Source organism: Synechococcus sp. BIOS-E4-1 (genome assembly GCF_014279995.1).
Lineage (GTDB): Bacteria > Cyanobacteriota > Cyanobacteriia > PCC-6307 > Cyanobiaceae > Synechococcus_C.
This window is the reverse complement of sequence record NZ_CP047935.1, coordinates 1114047-1131984: the sequence shown is the minus strand read 5'-3', so window position 1 is coordinate 1131984 and position 17938 is coordinate 1114047. Positions and strand designations below refer to the sequence as shown.

Sequence of the window (17938 nt, the reverse complement as noted above, 5' to 3'; positions counted from 1 at the left end):
ATCACTGGTTGCGGATTCAGGCCAACCGAACGTTGAGCGAGGGCTAAGAATGAACAACGAACGGGAGCACCAGACAGAGCCTTGGAAGGCTCTTCAGCCGCCCTGCCGTCCCAGGCCCGCAGCACGTTTGCCCAACCTCTTTGCCTCCAGCGAATGCGCCGTTCCCTGCTTCTGGTCCTGGGTCTCTGCGGTTGGGCTGCCGTCGCTTCAGCAGCACCGGTCAGCCGCGACGACCCGGAATCATCCGACCCAGGCCGCAGGCCAATCTCCACAGCCGCTGGTTCTGCGGTCGTCGTCACCGCCAATCCGCTGGCCAGTTCAGCAGCCCTACGAGTTCTCAAAGAGGGTGGTACCGCAGCCGATGCTCTGGTCACAGCTCAGGCGGTGCTGGCAGTGGTTGAACCGCAGAGCTCCGGCCTCGCCGGTGGTGGCTTTCTTCTCTACTGGGACAGCAAGCGACAAAGCCTGGAGGTGCTGGATGGCCGCGAAGTCGCACCCGAACGCAGCCGGCCCGGTGACCTGCTGACGCCATCCGGAGTCCCCATGCCCTGGAGAGAAGCCACAGCACGGCTCGATGCGATCGGCATCCCCGGAACGGTCGCGCTGCTCTGGGACGTGCATCAGCAGTTCGGGCGCCTGAGCTGGGCCAGCACGCTGCAACCGGCGATCAGGCTGGCCAGGGATGGCTTCAGGCCCAGCCCGCGACTGCTGCGCTCCATCAGCCTGGCCCGGCGCATCGGAGTGAGTCACAGCAAAGCGTTTCAGGCGCTCTATCTGCCCGGCGGCCAACCACCGCAGGCTGATCAGCTCTTCCGCAATCCTGCGCTGGCCCGCACGCTGGTGGCCCTGGCGCGAGACGGGGGGCCTGATTTTTATCGAGGCGCTTTGGCCCGGCAGATCCTGCGGCAGATGGCCGCGCTGCAGACCGGCGAACCTGAATTCCGCGGCTGGAGCCCATCAGACCTCTCCTCCTATGCCGTGCTGCGCCGCCAACCGCTCTGCAGCGAGCAACTGAAGCACCGGATCTGCACGATGCCACCACCAAGCAGCGGCGGACTGGCCCTGCTGCAGACCCTGGCCCTGCTGAACCAGGCCACTGATCTGTCGCTCGCCAGCGCCGCTGACGCGCAGACCTGGCGCCATCTGGCCAGAGCCCAGATCTGGGCCGATGCCGACCGCCTCTACTGGGTGCATGACCCGCTTGATTCAACCGTCCCAGCCGCGGCCCTGCTGGATCCGGCCTACATCCGCAGCCGCGCAAGAACCATGCGGACCACTCCTGCAACACCGCCAACACCGGGGCTTCCCCCGGGGATGGATCGTTACCCCTACGGCCGTCCGGACCACAGCCGCGAACAGGGCACAACCCACATCACGATTGTCGATGAGTTCGGCAACATCGCCAGCTACACCTCCTCGGTGGAGACGGTCTTCGGCAGTCGGCACCTGGTGGCCGGCATGGTGATGAACAATCAGCTCACCGACTTCGCCTTTGAGCCCACGATTGGCGGACGACCGATCGCCAATCGCCGTCTGCCCGGTCGCCGGCCGATGTCATCGATGGCGCCCACGCTGGTATTCAGCAACGGTAGGCCGCTGCTCGCACTCGGCAGCCCGGGTGGACGCAGCATCCCCCACCTGCTCAGCAGGGTGCTGCTGGCCTCACTGATCTGGAACGAATCGCCGCAGCAGAGCGTTGGCCTGCCCCATCTCTCCAGCCGCGGCCAACGGCTCGTGCTGGAACAGGATCCACCGATCCCCTGGCCGCTGCCACTGGACCAGCTGCAAACCAGCGATCAACCCGCACGCCAGCAGCGGGTTGGCAGCGGCACTGCTCTGGTGCAAAGGATCAACGGCCGCTGGCATGGGGCGGCCGACCCACGCCGGGAAGGCACCGCCCTGGCTCTGCCCTGAACCTCGAGAAGCTGGCTACTTCTCCAGCCAGGGCCAGTCGATGCCCAGCGTCTCCAGCGGTTCCATCACCAGCTTGTTGAGCGCTCGGCCCAGCAACACCTGAGGCTCATCGGAGCGGATCGGGATCACGGGATGCTGTTTTGTTCGGGGCACGCCCTCACCGAACACGATGCCACGACGCAGCAGTGAGTTACCCGCCTCGAGACCGCACACGTAGGCACGTTCCTGGCACAGCCCCTTGGCGCCATGTTCCCTCTCGCCCATCCGCACCCAGTCGCCGGCGCAGACCACCGGCGCCAGGGAGGTCTCCAGCGGGGGTCGCTTGCTGAAACTCCCCGGCGAGAACAACGACACCGAGCCCGGATAGCGCCGCACCTCCTGATCCAGCACCCGGGCCTCGCCGAAGGCAGGCTGCGCCATGGGGAGCAGGTCCTGCATCAGGCAGTCGACGATCTGCTGATCACTGAGCTCCGCGATCACCGACGCGTTGTAGAAGTCGCTGGCAATCACCGATCCCTGTGGTGTCTGACCGCCCCACAGCGCCGACTCTGCAGCCTTCTGCAGCTGATCAAGCATGAAGAAGGTGGCACCGGAGCCTTGCAGTGCACTGAAGCGCGAGAACACATTGGCGGGATCGGCAACCGGCACGTAGCGATCCAGCCACAACCGCACCGACACCACGTCGATCGTTCCAAGCGTGCCGGCCTGAACCAGCTCAGGCGCCAGCACGCCGCACTGCGGCGACTGCGCCATCAGGGCACCCATGCCCTTGGCACCCACGGCCAGCACCAGCGCATCCACGTCATCCAGCACAGCGCTGCTCCCCGTCATCACATTGCGGGTCTCCAGCGAGCGGATGCTCTGGCCGTCGGCTGACATGTTCAGCCTGGTGGCCAGCGTGCCGCCCAGCACCTCCAGTTGATGCTGAGCCTGCAGCCGGGCACTCAGCGGTGCGATCAGCTGTTCAGCGATGCTCTTGCTGCGGATCCAGCGCACATCAAAGGAATCCTGATGGGCCAGGGCGTAGTAGTAGAGCAGCTCCATCGTCACCGCCGCCGAGAGCTCTTCTGGCGGCTTGAACAATCCCACCAGCAGCGTGGGCCGCAGGAAGTCGTCGATCATGCGATCACTGATGCGGAGCTGTCTGAACAGCGTCAGCGCATCAATCGCGTCGTAGCTCCGGTACACCGCATCGCTGCGGTTGAGATCAAGCATGGCGTAGAGCAGCCCGGCGATGCTGAACCGGTCCGGCAGGGGCAGCCGCTTGAAGTTCTTCACCGTGGCCAGCACCTGCCCCACCGGGCTGGGCAGCTGCGGAGCATCACCAAACACCGGTGCCGTGGCCTCCAGGCCATCCGGCGACCAGAAGGCACTGGTGGTGAAGTCGGTGTAGATCGAGCCCAGACCGAGCTGATCGGTGAGGGCATTGATGTTGGGGTAGTCCTTCCAGAAGCCGCGGGTGCCGGCCTCGAATGGCTTGCCGCTCTCGGTGGTGATCGGCTCACTGCCGCTGGGATCGGCCATTCCGTCGATCAGGGTCACGCGGACCCCGGCTTCGCAGAGCGCCTTGGTCGCACCCCAGCCAGCCCAGCCGGCGCCCACCACCACAACGTGGGACTTCCTGTCCGCTGAAAAACCGTTCTCGGCCATGGAGCTGCTGTGCGTGGCCACAAGTTAGGGAGATCAGCCGATGCTTCAGCGGCTGAGGCTGTGCCCGATCAACTGCTCCGACAGCTGCCAAAGCTCTTCGGCCTTGCGCAGGTCGGCGCCCTCAACACTGGTGTCGGTCGGCTCCAGCCGATGCCCACCGAAGCTCACCACCTTGTTGGTGAAATAGCTGAATCCGGGCGTGATCTCGGGATCATTCACCAGCTGGGCCAGCAACCGGCCTGCATTTTCAGGTGATTCAGTGATGCGCAGCAGATCGCGGGCCACAAATGCGAAGACACCCATGCCCAGCGGATTGCCGCGCTTGTTGTACCGGAAGAAACCGCCACTGTTACGGGTGATCACCAGGCCAGGGCTCCAGGCAATCACGGGCATCACGCCATCCAGCTGCCGAACCAGCTCCCGCGCCATCAGCACATTGCAGAGCTTGCTGTCTTTGTAGGCCTTGTTGCCATCAAAGCCGGGGCTGCCATTCAGCATCGCGAAGCCGGCCCCGGCACGCAGCCCCTCCAGCTCGCCCAGGTCCGCAGACTTGCCCACCTTGCCGGCACCGCTTGAGGGGTTGTGCACCTCCGAGGCGGTGATCACCACCCGCGGGCGGGCTGCCTTCCGCAGCAGCGGCAACAGTCGCATCGCCATCAGCTGATGAGCCAGCTGGTTCACCGCAAAGGTGAGTTCAATACCCTGCGCCGAAAACTGCGCTTCGGAGGCACCGGCGTATTGCAGACCGGCATTGAGCACCAGCGCATCCAGGGCCGTGCCGCTCTCCAACAGCTGGGCACAGACGGCATCGACGGCATCGAGATCAGCAAGGTCACAGATCAGAGCGCGAGACGATCCGGTGAGCTGGCTGAGGGTCTGATCAGCCGTGGCCTGGTTACGGCAAAGGATGGTGAGCTCATGCCCCTGGACACTGAGAACTTTCGCCGCTTCAAAACCCACACCGGAGTTTCCCCCGGTGAGCAGCACGCGTTGGGATGCAGGATCAGCCATGGAGCTGGAACACGTAGAGCTCGGCGTCACGATCGCTCACCACATAGACCCTGCCACGTTCTGAATCCACGGCGATGCCTTCGGCTTTACGCACGCGCTTGGATTTACCCTCCGGCTTGAGCAGCAGATCCAGGCGCTGCAGCACCAGATCACCCTTCAGGTCGTAATGGAACAGACACTGCCCCTGGTCGCTGGCGATCCAGAGGGTGTCGCGCTGACAGTCGTAACTCAGTCCGGAGAAATCCAGCCTGCGCGGCCCCACCCTGGGATGGGAAAAACCATTCGCCTGGGTCAGCAATCTCGACGACAGGATCGTCCGGCACTCGGCATCGAGTTCAATCAGCAGCCCCGGTCGACATTCCTTGACCACGAACACATGCCCGTTGCGGGTGTTCACTGTGATCCCTTCCAGCCCCTTGTTATCAGGCTCGGCCGGGAAGTGCATTTCAACACTGCCGTAGTTGGACATCTCAGCCAGGGGACGATGCTGCAGCTCGCGGCGACTGGCGAGATCAACGCTGATCACGGCGTTGGCGTCTTCCTGCACCGCGAACAGCCGGCGGCCATCAGCACTCAAGGCGAGACCTTCCAGGTCCAGCACGCTCACGAAGAACGACTCGCTGGTCAACACCCGACCCTCGAGATCCATGCAGAAGATGGCCCTGGTGTCGTCACTGACCGTGTAAAGGGCCGTGCCATCAGCATTCAGGGTGAGGCCCGAAGGTTCATTCAGACCGATGCCTGGATCAGCGATGTTGTGTCTGTTGATCAACTCGAGGCGAAATGCCCCCATCAGCGCCCGGGCGAACAACTGAGCTGATTTTGAATCCAGCGCAGGCCGGCCATGGGCGTTGCAGCGCCGGGCGCAACACAATGTGAACGCTAATGAGAATCACTTGCTCCAAGCAGAACGGCCATGCTTTGTTGAGACTGAATCTCAGGTGCAAGGACAATGCTTCGGTTGTTCGGCGATCGTCAATCCCTGCTGGAAGCACTGATGCAGGACTGGGCTGAGGCCCAGCTGCAACTGCCAGGTGCAAGCGAAATCCCTCAGCGCCTGCGCATCCAGCCCAGGCCGGTGCGCTCCTCCGGAAGCTGAGCTCAACGGAAGAATTGCCAAAGTTGCTCAGTTCCTCCCCCAGGCTCTCTAAGGTCTGAATATCAGGAATTCGTTCTTCAGGAGGAATTGCGCGATGTCTGATGGCAAGCACAAGTTCGAGGAGTATGAGCTCCCTTACGGAACCAACGAGAAGCACTCATCCGAAGAGTTCGACCCCAAAAAGGATGCGGGTGTGAACAACCCCGACAGCCGCCACCGCGACAAGGTGCTCGACGAGATCTGCGACACCCATCCCGGCTCACCGATGTGCAAAGTCTTCGACGAGTGAGCATCTGAACACCCATGGCGACCCCCACCCTCGGGTGGGGTTTTTTTCATGGCCTGGAGCTCAGAGCAAATTCAGCGGATGCTGTCGAAGGCTCTGGCGCGCACCCTGCGGAAGCTTGGCGCGGCATTGGCCGTTGAGCGGGTGATCGCCAGGATCAGAGCGCCGATCAGCGCCAGATTCATCAGAAACGGGATCGTCTCAAACGGGAAGGCGTGGAAGATCAGGGTGGTGGGCACCAGGAACACCAGAAGCAGCGACGCCCCGAGAATTGTGTCAGCGCCGAACACCAGCAGGATCGAGCCGGCGATCAGCACCAGGATCGCAGCGAGCAGCAGGATGTTCGCCAGCGGCTCGGGAATGCCTTTGGAGGCAATGCGTGCGGCGTTGCCGGCGAAATCGGTGATCTTGCCCGGCGCTGCATTCACAAACACGGCCGCAAGACAAACGCGGCCCAGAAAATCCAGAACCCAGGCGGGCTTGACGGGGGTGCTCATAACGATCAAGCGGTGACAGGCACCGCTTTGGTAGTGGTTGGAACAATAGTGACCAATTCCGGTGCGGCCATGCGAGCTCCTGTCCTGTCGCTGATCACTCTCGCCGGCCTGCTGTTTCCGGGCGCAGCGGCTCTGGCGCACGGGAGCCACAGCCCCCAGACCGTGACACCCGCCAGCGAACAGCGCAGCGCTCCCCGTGATGCACCGTCCAGAACAGAGAAGGTGAGCGTGGAACCGCTGGGCAGCCTCGATCTCTCCAGGGAATTCGCAGCACTGCAAGGTCGAGTGCTGCGCACCCGACGGATCACCATTGCCCCCGGTGGGTCGGTGGCCTGGCATCAGCATCAGCAACGGCCCGGTGTCGCCTACCTGATCAACGGCTCCCTGATCGAGATCCGCGATGACGGATCCGGGCCACGTGCTCTCCGACGCAAGGCCGGAGATGCCGTGTTCGAATCCAGCGGTGTGCTGCATGGCTGGAGAAACGACTCGGATCAACCCGCCACCGCCGTGGTGATCGATCTGGTGCCGCAAACCCAACCATGAATGCCCTGATCACAGCATTGATTGGCTGTAAGCCCGCCGATTCGGCAGCCTGAGCAACGATCAGGGACATGCCGCCGACGATCAGACAGCCAAACGACCGGGAGGTTGGTTGGTGGCCCTCAACAACAAACCGGAGGATCGCCCCTCGAACTTCGAGGCAGGTCGACCCTACGGAGACAGCAAGAGCATCGATGGCCTTCTGCTGGAGGGAGCGGCGATCCATGACCGCTTCGCGCTGGAGGACGGCGGCGTCTTCGAACTCACCGACTGCTACATCAGCCGCGAGCTGATGCAGGACTGCGGCCTGCAACAGGTGCGCTGGCCGCAGCCGGTTCTGGCTGCAGAAGGGGTGGAGGCGCTGGGAGCCGTCTGCTGGACAGCCATCATGGCCACACCTCCGTTCTGCCTGATCGAAGCCACCCGGGCCTGAACGCCTCGTGGCGAACAGCAGGTGGCGAACACACCAAGTGGTGTCAGCGCATCATTGACCCCACTCCGTGGTGGGCATGCCCTCCACCGAGGCCACCATCACCCACACGATCGTGGGCTTGTCGCTGTTGTTCTGCACGAAATGGGGCTCTGAAGAGCCCTCGATGAAGCTTTCGCCGGGCTTGAACACGCTGCTCACCTCGGTGCCATCCGCCTGAACCCGGGTGTTGAGCAAATCCCCGGACTCGAAGTCCTGCACATGCACCAGCATCGGAGCGGGGTGGGTGTGCATGGGGATCTTGCCGCCCACGGGAATCTCTACCCTGTAGAGGCGGAGCTCAGGATTGCCCTCCGGATAGCTCAGAGCGGTGCCGTTGAGGGTCTTCGAACCGCTGAACACCTCTTCAACCTTGACCTCCGTCTTGTCCTCTGTTTTGACTTCCGTTGAAGCGGCCTCGGCGGTGGCAGGCGCGGCGGCCTTGGTGGTTTCGCTGTCGCGGTTCGTGCAACCGACAACACCCGCCATCAGAACGGAGGCTGCCGCCAGGGCGGGGAAAACAATCTTGCGCATGGATACGGAAGCCAGATCAGACACCTCGGTCAGTGTGACCTTGCTTCAGCCGCCAGTCTTGATTCAGGCCAGAATCAGTCTTCACTCTGGAAAGCGATGGCAAAATTCGATGCATCCACCCCGTTCATGTTGCTGGGGCGCATTCATGTGAAACCGGGCTGCGTGGATGACTATCTGAAGCTCGCCGAAGCCACCGATGCGGCAGTTCAGGCCAGTGAGCCGGGCATGCTTCATCACACCTTTGATCAGGATCCAGATGATCCGCTGGCCTTCGTCTGGTCCGAGGTCTATGCCAACGATGCAGCCTTCGCAGTGCATGTGAGCAACCCAACGGTTCAGGAGTACCTGCAGAAACATGCCGAACTGGGGGATGGCTTCAGCGTTGAGGTCTACGGCACCGTCGAAGCCGAATGCCGCACCCTGATGGAGTCGTTCGGACTGCCGCTGAAGATCTTTGAAAGCCGACTGGGCTACAGCCGTTTCTGAGCACCACCTTCAAACCGTTCAGACCTTCAACAGCTGCAGAGCTGAGGTCGCAGATTCTCTGAAATCGAGATGTTTTCACACCTCCAAGAGTGAGTGCTTGATGGATTGTTTTCATCCGCTTTCAGAGATGCAATTGAAAACTGCGACCGAACAACCCTCAGAACCTGACACTGATCAGGGGATGCAGCAAGAACGGATTAACCGTCGCATCAAAAGGCCAGAAGCCTGAGTGAAATTCTGAAGATTGAGTGCTGGAAAAACATCGGGTGCTGCCGAACAGAGGCTGAATCAATCCACAAAAACCCGAACGATTTCAACGTCGCCATACAACGCTTTCTCGCCATCAGGAATTCGGAGTTGGGCGAGAAAGCTCATCAATCAATCATTCATATTGAAACTTCACAGATGCATTGCAAAGGCGTGAACTTCCATTGCTGCATCAGCACGATTACGGAACAACACATACCTTGGGGGCCAACTGGACCAGGCGATGAAAACCGCTCTCATCCCTGAATTCGAACAGGAGCGCCTCAAGGCCCTGAGTGAATACAGGATTCTCGGTACGCGCCCTGAGCAGTCGTACGACGACATCACACACATCGCCTCACTGGTGTGTGAAACACCGATTGCACTGCTGAGCCTGGTGGACAGTGACAGGCAGTGGTTCAAGTCGAAGGTGGGCATCGAGGACGAGGAGACCCCCAGAGACTGGTCGTTCTGCGCCCATGCCATCCACACCAACCAGCCCCTGATCGTGAACGATGCGCTTCAGGATGAGCGGTTCGTCGATAACCCGCTCGTCTGTGGTGATCCCAAGATCAGGTTCTATGCCGGCTTTCCGCTCAACAACGAAACAGAGCACCGAATCGGCACCTTGTGCGTGATTGACCGCACGCCCAACCAGCTTTCAGCCAATCAGCTGCAGATCATGGAAGCCCTCTCCCGCCAGGTGGTGGCGTTCCTGGATCTGAGAAAACGGTCGATGAATCTGCTTGATTCGTTCTGCCTGGAAAGCAAGCCTTCGGGAATCATCTCCACGTGCAGCTACTGCCGCAAAGCCAAGGACGAGCGGGGCGACTGGGTGCATCTCGATCAGTATCTGGCCAAACGCAGCACACTGAGCTTCTCCCATGGCATCTGCGACAGCTGCATCGAAGAGCACTTCCCTGAAGTCCTGGAGGCCTGGCAGGCAGAGAGCCGCGAGTCCGGACAACCCGTTCAGAAACCAGCGCAGGTGCTCAGTGATGAGGTCTGATCAAGCCAGCTGACGACCTTTCCAGGTCCAGCCGCGGCCGGTGAGCGTGCGCCACACCGACACCGGTCCGATCGCTCCCAGCAGCAGGCCGCCGGCACCCATCAGCCACCAGTAGGTGAGCGGCACATCAAAGCGCCTTCGCTGCCAGAAACGCAGGGCCAGCTGCTGCCCGATCCCCAGCAACGACAACCCCAGCAACAGCAGCCACCAGACCGACAACTGCGGCAACAGCCAGAGCAGCACTAGCGCCGAGGGCAGCAGCAGCCAGGGAACACTGAACATCAGCACAACCACGCCTGCGGCACCGAGAGCCTTGCCCACATTGCGATCAAGTCCGATCAACCAGTTTTTGGTCCACCCCTCCCAGAGTGATGGCAGATCGGCATACATACGCAGATCAACAGCATCCAGACCAAGCAGGTAACGCAAGCGGAAGCCACCGGCCTTGATGCCCCTGGCCAGGGCCAGATCCTCCACCACCTCGGAAGCGAGGGCGCGATGTCCGCCGATGGCCTCATAGGCACTGCGGCGGAAAAGCATGAACGGCCCTGCCGCGAAGGCCACCGCCGAATCAGGGTCATTGGTGGCCTCGATCGGAAAGCCCAGACCCAGCAGGCTGGCCATGATCGGCTGCACCATCCATTCGGCCAGGCAGCCGCAGCTAAGCCGCGGCGCCAGGCTGAACAGATCCGCCTCCTCCCGGATCGCCTGAGCGAGAGCTCGGCGCAAGGCTTGCGGCTGCAGACGCACATCGGCATCGATGAACAGCACCCAGTGGCTGCGCACCTGTTCCATGGCTTGAGTGCAGGCCCAGTTCTTACCGACCCAGCGCTCACCGACAGGGCGCGGACCGGCCCGGAGCAGCTCAAACGGAGGATCGTCAGCGTTGCGACCGGACGCTTCGAGCATGGCTCTTTCGGCGGTGACATCCGTGGAGTCGTCATCCACCACCAGCACCTGCCACTCATTGCAAGGAGGATCACTGTTGAGCACACTGCTCAAGCAAGGAGCGATGTTCTCGGCTTCGTTGTAGGCGGGGATGACGACGCACAGCGAAGTGTCCGGCAAATCAATCTCCGGAGCTGCCTCGAGGCAAGGGGCGATCGAAAAGACCCGCTGCAATCCGAGCAGGGCAATCAACAGACCAGAGCAGGAAGCAAAAGCGATGGCCACCAGCAACAGAGCTGCGATCAGCAGAGCTGCGATCAGCAGAGGGTCCAAGGCAAGATCCGGATCGGTCACTCCAGGAAATCACCCTGTGCTTCTGGACGACCGACGCGAGTCCACAGGCAGCGCCATCCAATGATTCAGTTCAACAGCACTGCACCTGTCGCCAGCAGATCACGGCGGTAGCGACCGAGGCTGGAGCGACTCACATGGGCGACCTGAGAGCAGCCATTCATCCAGAACCGGACGCAAACCGACTCCTCCGCAGCGCTGTTGATGGATGAGCCGGAGGAGGAGTTTTGAGGTCTGGGGACTGAACCCATGAATCGGCTGCAGGTGGTGGCATGACACCGCAACTGAACACAAGCTGATGTGTGATCGCTCACAGATCAGAGACGAAGAACCAATGGCTGTGAATCACTGGTATCAACTGCCACGAATCACAGATGTTGTCCAGGCCGCCAGTGGATTCAGCAAGCTGTCAAGGGTCCACAACGTGAACGGGATTGATGATTTTTTCTGTGAAAGGATTTCGCCCGTTTTGACCTGATCTTCTACAAAGCCACGCCACGCAAACTCAACAGAACCAGCCATCGTCACGACATCTGGCAGCTGGTGTCACGACATCGAAGTGAAATCAAACGGAAGAATCACTGGGCCAACAGGTCATCCATCAAAGTGACTGCTTATCTCGGGGCAAAAGCAGCGGCCAGTGTTGAGTGGCAAGTGCAACGAGAACTTAAGCCGGCAGCGCTTGGCCAGCGATTCAACCTGCCGAAACACTCAACACCACGACTGACAAACAACATCGCCACCATTTGAAATGGTCGCACATGCCATGGATGACAAGCCTTTATACACGTGATTCAAGACCACTCGAATGTTAATCGGACAATTTTTCAGCATTATCAAGCCAGATAGTCAAGGCACTTTTTTCCTGCTCCGTAAGGCTCATAACACGACTTAATATCTGAGCAATGCTTGCATCCACCTGCCAAAAGCTGTCAGCCACTGAGTGCTGGACTGTCAAAGGTAGTTTCATGAACTGTCGAATCAAAAATTCATCACGAAAGGGCTCATCAAGTTGATCTTTTCTGGCATGTATCGCCGCTTCAATCCCACGCAGAAAGCCATGAAGTTCACTGCTTGATTCTTCCAAGCTTTCGATAATGACTTCAGCATCTAAATATCGCTCCAGCTCACGTTCAGTCGATGCACTGCCGGCCAGCTCCATCAGCTCTTCCACTTGCAGAACGTGTTGGCGCTGCTCTTCAGGGAGGAGATCCAGCAGTTGCGCTTCAAAGACCTCAAGCTGCTTATTTTTGTTCGAATCGTCCATATTCAGAAGTCAATCACATCAACCTTCTAGCAGTGAGCGCAACCCACTGCATTGCCAAAACTGATGGCGGGCGACCAGACAAACCGCACTTTGTATCGTTCAGGAGTCGTCCCGACAACGCTCCAGGAACTGTTAAGCATGCAACATGCGCAAAGAACTGCCCACCCCAGGCATCCAATCAACGGATTATGGCCATCGTTCACATGTGGATTCATCCTAAGGGAGATCAAACTGGATGAGGTTTCATGAACATTGACAAAGACTTCCTGAGGATTGCGATGGACAACCTCGGCGAAGCCCATCCTGCAGTCAGGGATTATGTTGAGTTGCTTGAGCGTGAGATAAGAAAACTTCAAGGGGAAAATTCTCATTGGTTGCGAAATATTCAATACCTTTCGCAACGACTGGCTTTCGCAGCCAGTTGGCACAAGAGTTGGAGATCAAGCATGGCGAAGCTGCAGCCTGGGACTGGCACGCCGATATCAGCAGCAACTTCACCGCCGAACCTGACGAATCGCATTGATCAGCAAAAGCGACAGCCGGTGAAGCCGATGCTCCAATCCTCCCCCGCACTGGGCTTGCCATGGTGACATTTGGCAACCATTCGGCAACTGCATTCGCTTTGTCACGCCTAGACCTCTGAGTTTTCCAGCCTCATTTCTTCCCAGATACCCTTTTGTTTCTGTAGCCCTGGGCTTCAGCCAGATGGCGCAGATAAACAATCTGGTGACGATCGGGAAGACCAGCAGCAGCGATCAGTCCCAGCAGCCCGAACAGCAGGCCCGCGCAAAACCACATCCGGCTGTTGCGAGCCTTCTGCTGCGCAATCGTTGCAGCCAGGAAGGCGCTGGCCAGATGTGAAGCAGCAATCAACAGCAGCAGCATCCAGTCCATGGGCAGAGACACACGTCACTCCACCTCGATAGCCATAACCACCATCCACGTCTTAAGCCGCTGTCAACAAAGGCTCATACAGCATCAGAGCATGGTTCTCCACCAGCAACTTTTCCGAGCTGGAGCCATCCATGTTCTGTTGAATCTGGAAGATCTGATTGTGCCTGGAATAGCCACCCCAGACCTGTTGCTTGATCTGGTGATGACGTTCTTCCAGGACGTAAGTCGAGGAATAGTTGGTGTCACAGAAGAGCTCACCGTGCAGATGCGTCTCATCCAGCCATAAATGCAAGCGAAAGCAATAGGGCGTGTGATTGGTCAACTGAAGGTCAACATAGTTGTAAGCCAGTGTTGCTCCTGCCCCGAAAGGAATCGATCGATTCACATCAGGGAAAACATCAAATCCATGCCGCCAACGCTCGGTGAGCGTGAGAGGACTGTGCCCTGCAATCCAGAACAGGAGATTACCCAGCTGACAAAGTCCCCCTCCCGGACCTTGAGCGATCTTGCCCTGTTTTAAAACCAATCCATCCAGATAACCCTTGCTTCTGGAGGGACGACCAACCAGCTTCCACACTGAAAATGTGTCGCCAGGGCGCAAAACAACACGGTCCAATCGGGCAATGGCCAGCTCGAGATTCCTGCGTTTGTTCTGCTGAAGCTGCAGAGCAACCCCATGCAAAGGGCGGAGAATCAACGACTGATGGTGGAACTTCCGATGACGGATCACCAGGGAGTCCGAGCGAGCAGCCCAGGACTGGCCACCGATGAACCAGTGGATCTTTCTTTTGGCGATATGGAACTCACGCCCCAGCAATTGCCGGATCCTGTTGCGCTGAATGGGTGGGGACAGTTCAAACATTCCAAGCAGAGGGCTCGATCAGAGGTCAGCCACGAATTTTGAACGGCCACACTGAGACTCGTCCATCGGAATCGATTGCCGCCAATGCGGTGTCGTCCGACTTCCAGCACACCGCACTGATCTTCTCAGCGGTGAAGGCACCTCCCAGTGGATTGCCATCACCATTGTGATCAAGCAGCCAGACGAACACCGAACCATCTCGCGCACCTGAGGCCAAGATCAGTCCATCATGCGCAAAAGCCAGCGTCGAAATCGGCTCGGGATGGAGTACAAGCTGCCCAGGCAATGATCCTTCAGGTCCATCACCCTGAAAATTCCAGACAATGATCTGATCACTGCCACCGGTGGCCAGAAACTGACCGCTCTGATCAAACGCCAGTTGACTGGGCTTGCCTGGATATCCCGTCATCTCAGCATCCAGCCCGGTTGAACGACGCCAGAAATGCACGGAATTGTCCTGGCTGCCGCAGGCCACGATGTCTCCGTCGGGACTCAGCACCATGGAGACCAGCGATCCCTGCCATTTCAGCTCCTGAGCCACTTGTTGCCTGGTGATGTCAAAGAAGCTGACCTTTCCGTAGCAGGCTGTGGCGAGCTCATCAGGCTTCGACCAGGAGATCGCACTGACCGTGCTGGGGTGTTCCTCAGTACGCCATCTTTCAACTCCATCAGGGTGATAGATGTGAACGTTTTTTGATGCGGCAACAGCGAGCATGTCGCCGCTGACTGACCAGGCGAGATGTTCGACCCAGCCCTTCCCAGGCTTGATCGAATGCAGGATTTCTCCTCGCTGACTATCCCAGATCAGAACGCATCCATCTTGACCGGATGTGGCGAACAGGTCTCCTTTCGGATGAATCGCCAGAGCCAATAAACCGCCCTGGTGAATATTGTTTTTGCTCCAGATCAGTTCACCTGTCTTGCCTGCAAACAGAGACAGGCCACCGGCAACATCACCGACAAGGAGGTTGTCTCCATCGCCAGTCCATCCACAGGCCAGGGCATAGTCATCAACCTGGGCAGTCCAACCCTCATGAAGCATGCCCTGGGGGGCAAACGCCTTCAGATCAGGCATTGGTCAAAGTCCTTGCGCATCTGAGCCTCGTCAAGATTACGGCCGATGAACACGAGCTGATTACAGCGCGGTGCTTCTCCCCACTCCTCCCCAGGCTGAGCGGTGAACAGCATATGGACGCCCTGAAACACAACCCTCCGTGATTCGTTCTGATAGCTGATGAAGCCCTTGGTTCTGAAAATGTCCACCCCTTTTTCCGCCAGCAGTGTTCCGATCCACTGATTGAGCTTTTCAGGGTCAACATTGCCCTCACGCTCAATGGCAATTGAGCCGACCTCATCATCATGCTCATGCTCTGCAACCCAGATGCGCTCTTTAACCGGGCTCACTGATTGCCCCGCCTTGACGATCCGCAGGTCAAACTCCTCGGCCGTGTGCTGGGCATAGAAACCAATCGTTTCTTCGCTCTTGACATCGAACAGAAAAGATTTCGTGCCTTTTGAATCCAGCTCAAGACTGAGATGCTGATTGGGAGCAATCGAATCACCTGGCTTGAGGGATTGAGCTGACTGGGCGAACAACCGAACGCACTGCTCTGCACTCTGCTTCAGGGCATCTTCATCAGCTTTCTGCCCTGGGATGGCAACCAAAGACATCTCAGGATCAGGGCCCTCTTCGAGAGTCATCTCGTAGTGACCTGGCTCAAGTTGGTAAACACCGGTCCATTCAAAGGGGTATTCCGGCTCCAGGAATGTGGGACGACGCGCCAGGATCTGATCAAGGTCAAAGGCACTCAGGTTCAGAACAGTCTCGATCGGTACTTCAGCCTGGGTGCTGAGCACCACACTGGCCATCGTGTTCATGTCACGGAGGTGATGCGGCACTTTGCGGCATAGGTGACTAGCTTTTCTGTATCGGGCGAGCCTCTCCATGGCGCTGGCTTATTCCTATCGCCGCGTTTCCAGTGGTGGCCAGGCACAAGGCGATAAGTCAGGTCTTCAGCGCCAGGAGCAGGCTCTGAAGGATTGGATGCGCAGGCATCCCGAGTTTCGTCTTGCTGAGGAACTTCTCGATCCAGGCGTCAGCGCTTACACCGGTCGGAACCGCACCCAAGGGGCGCTGGGGCGGTTTCTAGCGGCAGCTCGCTCTGGTTCTATCCCGAAGGGGTCCGTGCTGGTCGTCGAGGATCACAGGCGCTTCTCCAGGCAAGAGCCTCTGGATGCACTGGAGTCTCTGATCCGGGATGTCTGGGGGCAGGGGCTTGGGTTTGCGGTCTGCAGCTATCAGGGTGGCTCTCCTCTGTTCAGAGAGACGACTGGGGCCCAAGACCTCGCCATGCTGTCGTTCCTCTTCGCACAGGCTCATGCCGAGAGCGACGAGAAGTCGAAATGGTCTCGTGGTGGTTGGCGCAAGATCTACGAAGCACAGGACCGTGGTGAGAGACCACGGCATCGCAATCCTTACTGGATTGACCGTGATGAGTCGTTGCCTGAGAGCCCATTTCGCTTGAACGGCCATGCCAAGTCGATCGAGGCCATGTTCAGAATGTGCCTGGCGGGGATGGGCCAGACGCAGATTGCCGACGAGCTGAATATGGAGGGCTTTGCAGCTCCTCCAGCCTCTAAGGACGGTCGTTGGAACCGTGGTCAGGTGAGTCAACGGTTAAGGGACCCCGCTGTCACCGGCTTGTTGCAGCGAAGAAACAGCCATGACATTCCGGGCTATTACCCCTCTGTTGTTGACCGGGAGACCTTCACAAGAGCCCAACGGGCCAAGGCAACGCGTGATCGGAAGCGTTCAACGACCAAGGCGCGGAAAGTTCATTTCCTGTTCAGTGGTTTGGTTCGTTGTGGGGGTTGTGGGTCTCTGTTGACTTACAGGGCGGCCGGTCGATACGCCAGACCCGGGCATCCCGGTTACGTCACCTGTTCTGACAGTGCTGGTGCGGTCGCAAAGCAGGGTGCGACGCGATGTCGTGAGCAGCTTGGTGCTTGGAGGAAGACGCCGACCATCAATCTTCCTTTAGATGAGGCCGAGGCGATGCTGATGGCGACCTTGTCGTTGGCTGATTGGCAGAACCTTTTCCCCATCCAGACGGGGCCGGAAGTGGAGGCCTTAGGCAGGCAAATCCGTGCTGTAAACGATCAGCTTCAGGAGCTCAGTGGGAGAATTCAGCGCGGTGAACATCGTCTTGCTGAAGAGCTGACGAAAGAGCAGCCCAACGAGATTCAGGTCTCTGTTCTGACCGATGCCATCTCTCAGGCTCGTGAGCAAGTTCCAGAGCTCGAGAGAGAGATTTCAGAGTTGAACTACAGGCTCAGCGAGTTACGTCCTCAGGACCCTGTTCTGAAGGCGCAGGACACAGTCGAGATTGTCTCCCAGTTTCTTCAGCATGGGCTTCAAGAGATTCCCATAAGGATGCAGTTCAACTCTTGGCTGCAGCAGCTCGGGATTTCGTGGGTCATGAGTGGAGCCTCGATTCAGCTTCACTACAACCGGCTTGGTCCCAATGGGTTTCCGACGGATTCCTGGGGGACTGCGCTTGGAGAGCTGCATGCCCTGCGAGCGATGGGTTACGAGCGCGGCTTTGCCTTCTTGTTTGCTGGCAAGACTTGGTTCAATCAACTCGTGACAGGACGAGGAGGGGTGATTAAGGAGCCTGGCAAGTTTCCGCGGCCTGTCTTCCCCCCAGAGGTTGTGGCTGGTCTCCAAGAGATTGCTCGCTTCCGTGCATCAGAGCTTGGTTACGAACTTGATCCTGCAGGTGACAGAAGTGAGGGACGACAATGAAAACAAGCGTGAGCTTCAGCAGGTCCCTTAACGCGCTGTGTTTGAGCTATTAACAGTCCTCTTTGGTTTGAGCTGAGTGTGGCGAGGATATGGACTGGAAAGATGCTGGACGTTGCCCCATTATTGT

Annotated in this window: 21 protein-coding genes and 1 pseudogene; 9 read left to right on the top strand and 13 right to left on the bottom strand. The window is 58.9% G+C overall.

Going from position 1 to position 17938, the window contains the following annotated elements; translation table 11 throughout:
• Positions 1–153 precede the first annotated feature (153 nt).
• Entirely contained in the window at positions 154–1914 is a 1761-nt protein-coding gene (locus SynBIOSE41_RS05720; RefSeq protein WP_186540862.1) for a gamma-glutamyltransferase family protein, read from the top strand.
• A 15-nt stretch (positions 1915–1929) separates the two neighbouring features.
• Here SynBIOSE41_RS05720 and SynBIOSE41_RS05715 read toward each other — a convergent pair whose 3' ends face one another.
• Genes SynBIOSE41_RS05715 through SynBIOSE41_RS05705 form a run of 3 tightly spaced genes read right to left on the bottom strand, consistent with a single transcriptional unit; the run spans position 1930 to position 5368 of the window.
• Complete coding sequence (locus SynBIOSE41_RS05715; protein WP_186540860.1) at positions 1930–3564, bottom strand: FAD-dependent oxidoreductase; 1635 nt, start codon at positions 3562–3564, stop codon at positions 1930–1932.
• Positions 3565–3609: 45 nt separating this feature from the next.
• Positions 3610–4575, bottom strand: coding sequence for an SDR family NAD(P)-dependent oxidoreductase (locus SynBIOSE41_RS05710; protein ID WP_186539965.1), 966 nt, complete (start codon positions 4573–4575; stop codon positions 3610–3612).
• A complete protein-coding gene (locus tag SynBIOSE41_RS05705) occupies positions 4568–5368 on the bottom strand; it encodes an SdiA-regulated domain-containing protein (protein WP_186539964.1) in 801 nt (266 codons plus the stop codon). The genes SynBIOSE41_RS05710 and SynBIOSE41_RS05705 overlap by 8 nt, the downstream gene beginning before the upstream one ends.
• A gap of 168 nt (positions 5369–5536) precedes the next feature.
• Here SynBIOSE41_RS05705 and SynBIOSE41_RS05700 point away from each other — a divergent pair, with 168 nt between their 5' ends.
• Together SynBIOSE41_RS05700 and SynBIOSE41_RS05695 are read left to right on the top strand one after the other, a co-directional pair.
• Positions 5537–5674 carry a hypothetical protein gene (locus SynBIOSE41_RS05700; RefSeq protein WP_197461538.1) on the top strand — a complete coding sequence of 46 codons (138 nt, stop codon included), beginning with the start codon at positions 5537–5539 and terminating at the stop codon, positions 5672–5674.
• 94 nt (positions 5675–5768) lie between these two features.
• On the top strand, positions 5769–5963 hold the full coding sequence (locus tag SynBIOSE41_RS05695; RefSeq protein ID WP_066907954.1) for a hypothetical protein: 195 nt from the start codon (positions 5769–5771) through the stop codon (positions 5961–5963).
• A 71-nt stretch (positions 5964–6034) separates the two neighbouring features.
• Here the strand turns inward: SynBIOSE41_RS05695 and SynBIOSE41_RS05690 are convergent, their stop codons facing one another.
• A complete protein-coding gene (locus SynBIOSE41_RS05690; RefSeq protein WP_186539963.1) occupies positions 6035–6457 on the bottom strand; it encodes a DoxX family protein in 423 nt (140 codons plus the stop codon).
• Between the two features lie 69 nt (positions 6458–6526).
• Here SynBIOSE41_RS05690 and SynBIOSE41_RS05685 point away from each other — a divergent pair, with 69 nt between their 5' ends.
• Both SynBIOSE41_RS05685 and SynBIOSE41_RS05680 read left to right on the top strand, forming a co-directional pair.
• On the top strand, positions 6527–7003 hold the full coding sequence (locus SynBIOSE41_RS05685; RefSeq protein ID WP_222930581.1) for a cupin domain-containing protein: 477 nt from the start codon (positions 6527–6529) through the stop codon (positions 7001–7003).
• 112 nt (positions 7004–7115) lie between these two features.
• Positions 7116–7433: a hypothetical protein gene (locus SynBIOSE41_RS05680; RefSeq protein ID WP_186539961.1), complete on the top strand. Its 318-nt coding sequence runs from the start codon at positions 7116–7118 to the stop codon at positions 7431–7433.
• Positions 7434–7484: 51 nt separating this feature from the next.
• Here SynBIOSE41_RS05680 and SynBIOSE41_RS05675 read toward each other — a convergent pair whose 3' ends face one another.
• On the bottom strand, positions 7485–8003 hold the full coding sequence (locus SynBIOSE41_RS05675; RefSeq protein WP_186539960.1) for a cupin domain-containing protein: 519 nt from the start codon (positions 8001–8003) through the stop codon (positions 7485–7487).
• Between the two features lie 96 nt (positions 8004–8099).
• On the opposite strand from SynBIOSE41_RS05675, the gene SynBIOSE41_RS05670 reads away from it, so the two are divergent.
• Positions 8100–8489, top strand: coding sequence for a putative quinol monooxygenase (locus SynBIOSE41_RS05670; protein WP_186539959.1), 390 nt, complete (start codon positions 8100–8102; stop codon positions 8487–8489).
• Between the two features lie 490 nt (positions 8490–8979).
• Positions 8980–9744: a GAF domain-containing protein gene (locus tag SynBIOSE41_RS05665; protein WP_186539958.1), complete on the top strand. Its 765-nt coding sequence runs from the start codon at positions 8980–8982 to the stop codon at positions 9742–9744.
• On the opposite strand, the gene SynBIOSE41_RS05660 is transcribed toward SynBIOSE41_RS05665, so the two are convergent.
• From SynBIOSE41_RS05660 to SynBIOSE41_RS05645, 4 genes are all read right to left on the bottom strand, one after another.
• Positions 9745–10950, bottom strand: coding sequence for a glycosyltransferase family 2 protein (locus tag SynBIOSE41_RS05660; RefSeq protein ID WP_186540858.1), 1206 nt, complete (start codon positions 10948–10950; stop codon positions 9745–9747). It abuts the gene before it with no gap.
• Positions 10951–11051: 101 nt separating this feature from the next.
• A complete protein-coding gene (locus tag SynBIOSE41_RS05655) occupies positions 11052–11234 on the bottom strand; it encodes a hypothetical protein (protein ID WP_186539957.1) in 183 nt (60 codons plus the stop codon).
• A 103-nt stretch (positions 11235–11337) separates the two neighbouring features.
• Positions 11338–11505, bottom strand: a complete 168-nt coding sequence (locus SynBIOSE41_RS05650) for a hypothetical protein (RefSeq protein ID WP_186539956.1) — start codon at positions 11503–11505, stop codon at positions 11338–11340.
• A gap of 289 nt (positions 11506–11794) precedes the next feature.
• Positions 11795–12250 carry a hypothetical protein gene (locus SynBIOSE41_RS05645; RefSeq protein WP_066907997.1) on the bottom strand — a complete coding sequence of 152 codons (456 nt, stop codon included), beginning with the start codon at positions 12248–12250 and terminating at the stop codon, positions 11795–11797.
• 245 nt (positions 12251–12495) lie between these two features.
• On the opposite strand from SynBIOSE41_RS05645, the gene SynBIOSE41_RS05640 reads away from it, so the two are divergent.
• Positions 12496–12840: a hypothetical protein gene (locus tag SynBIOSE41_RS05640; RefSeq protein WP_186539955.1), complete on the top strand. Its 345-nt coding sequence runs from the start codon at positions 12496–12498 to the stop codon at positions 12838–12840.
• 64 nt (positions 12841–12904) lie between these two features.
• Here SynBIOSE41_RS05640 and SynBIOSE41_RS05635 read toward each other — a convergent pair whose 3' ends face one another.
• The 4 genes and pseudogenes from SynBIOSE41_RS05635 to SynBIOSE41_RS05620 form a co-directional block, all read right to left on the bottom strand.
• On the bottom strand, positions 12905–13144 hold the full coding sequence (locus SynBIOSE41_RS05635) for a hypothetical protein (RefSeq protein ID WP_186539954.1): 240 nt from the start codon (positions 13142–13144) through the stop codon (positions 12905–12907).
• Between the two features lie 52 nt (positions 13145–13196).
• Complete coding sequence (locus SynBIOSE41_RS05630; protein ID WP_186539953.1) at positions 13197–14006, bottom strand: VanW family protein; 810 nt, start codon at positions 14004–14006, stop codon at positions 13197–13199.
• A gap of 25 nt (positions 14007–14031) precedes the next feature.
• Positions 14032–15081, bottom strand: coding sequence for a WD40 repeat domain-containing protein (locus SynBIOSE41_RS05625; RefSeq protein WP_186539952.1), 1050 nt, complete (start codon positions 15079–15081; stop codon positions 14032–14034).
• Positions 15069–15893 (bottom strand): annotated as a pseudogene (locus tag SynBIOSE41_RS05620) (GTP-binding protein); the annotation flags it as partial. The pseudogene SynBIOSE41_RS05620 and the gene SynBIOSE41_RS05625, both read right to left, overlap by 13 nt.
• 58 nt (positions 15894–15951) lie before the next feature.
• Between SynBIOSE41_RS05620 and SynBIOSE41_RS05615 the strand changes: the two are divergent.
• Positions 15952–17811: a recombinase family protein gene (locus SynBIOSE41_RS05615; RefSeq protein ID WP_186539950.1), complete on the top strand. Its 1860-nt coding sequence runs from the start codon at positions 15952–15954 to the stop codon at positions 17809–17811.
• Positions 17812–17938: the final 127 nt, after the last annotated feature.

What these genes read in the sequence shown, in the direction of transcription:
- SynBIOSE41_RS05720 (WP_186540862.1), top strand. Translation starts at nt 154, where the DNA reads ATGCGCCGTTCCCTGCTTCTGGTCCTGGGTCTCTGCGGTTGGGCTGCC.
- SynBIOSE41_RS05715 (WP_186540860.1), bottom strand. Translation starts at nt 3,564, where the DNA reads ATGGCCGAGAACGGTTTTTCAGCGGACAGGAAGTCCCACGTTGTGGTG.
- SynBIOSE41_RS05710 (WP_186539965.1), bottom strand. Translation starts at nt 4,575, where the DNA reads ATGGCTGATCCTGCATCCCAACGCGTGCTGCTCACCGGGGGAAACTCC.
- SynBIOSE41_RS05705 (WP_186539964.1), bottom strand. Translation starts at nt 5,368, where the DNA reads ATGGGGGCATTTCGCCTCGAGTTGATCAACAGACACAACATCGCTGAT.
- SynBIOSE41_RS05695 (WP_066907954.1), top strand. Translation starts at nt 5,769, where the DNA reads ATGTCTGATGGCAAGCACAAGTTCGAGGAGTATGAGCTCCCTTACGGA.
- SynBIOSE41_RS05690 (WP_186539963.1), bottom strand. Translation starts at nt 6,457, where the DNA reads ATGAGCACCCCCGTCAAGCCCGCCTGGGTTCTGGATTTTCTGGGCCGC.
- SynBIOSE41_RS05685 (WP_222930581.1), top strand. Translation starts at nt 6,527, where the DNA reads ATGCGAGCTCCTGTCCTGTCGCTGATCACTCTCGCCGGCCTGCTGTTT.
- SynBIOSE41_RS05675 (WP_186539960.1), bottom strand. Translation starts at nt 8,003, where the DNA reads ATGCGCAAGATTGTTTTCCCCGCCCTGGCGGCAGCCTCCGTTCTGATG.
- SynBIOSE41_RS05670 (WP_186539959.1), top strand. Translation starts at nt 8,100, where the DNA reads ATGGCAAAATTCGATGCATCCACCCCGTTCATGTTGCTGGGGCGCATT.
- SynBIOSE41_RS05665 (WP_186539958.1), top strand. Translation starts at nt 8,980, where the DNA reads ATGAAAACCGCTCTCATCCCTGAATTCGAACAGGAGCGCCTCAAGGCC.
- SynBIOSE41_RS05655 (WP_186539957.1), bottom strand. Translation starts at nt 11,234, where the DNA reads ATGGGTTCAGTCCCCAGACCTCAAAACTCCTCCTCCGGCTCATCCATC.
- SynBIOSE41_RS05650 (WP_186539956.1), bottom strand. Translation starts at nt 11,505, where the DNA reads ATGGCTGGTTCTGTTGAGTTTGCGTGGCGTGGCTTTGTAGAAGATCAG.
- SynBIOSE41_RS05645 (WP_066907997.1), bottom strand. Translation starts at nt 12,250, where the DNA reads ATGGACGATTCGAACAAAAATAAGCAGCTTGAGGTCTTTGAAGCGCAA.
- SynBIOSE41_RS05640 (WP_186539955.1), top strand. Translation starts at nt 12,496, where the DNA reads ATGAACATTGACAAAGACTTCCTGAGGATTGCGATGGACAACCTCGGC.
- SynBIOSE41_RS05635 (WP_186539954.1), bottom strand. Translation starts at nt 13,144, where the DNA reads ATGGACTGGATGCTGCTGCTGTTGATTGCTGCTTCACATCTGGCCAGC.
- SynBIOSE41_RS05630 (WP_186539953.1), bottom strand. Translation starts at nt 14,006, where the DNA reads ATGTTTGAACTGTCCCCACCCATTCAGCGCAACAGGATCCGGCAATTG.
- SynBIOSE41_RS05625 (WP_186539952.1), bottom strand. Translation starts at nt 15,081, where the DNA reads ATGCCTGATCTGAAGGCGTTTGCCCCCCAGGGCATGCTTCATGAGGGT.
- SynBIOSE41_RS05615 (WP_186539950.1), top strand. Translation starts at nt 15,952, where the DNA reads ATGGCGCTGGCTTATTCCTATCGCCGCGTTTCCAGTGGTGGCCAGGCA.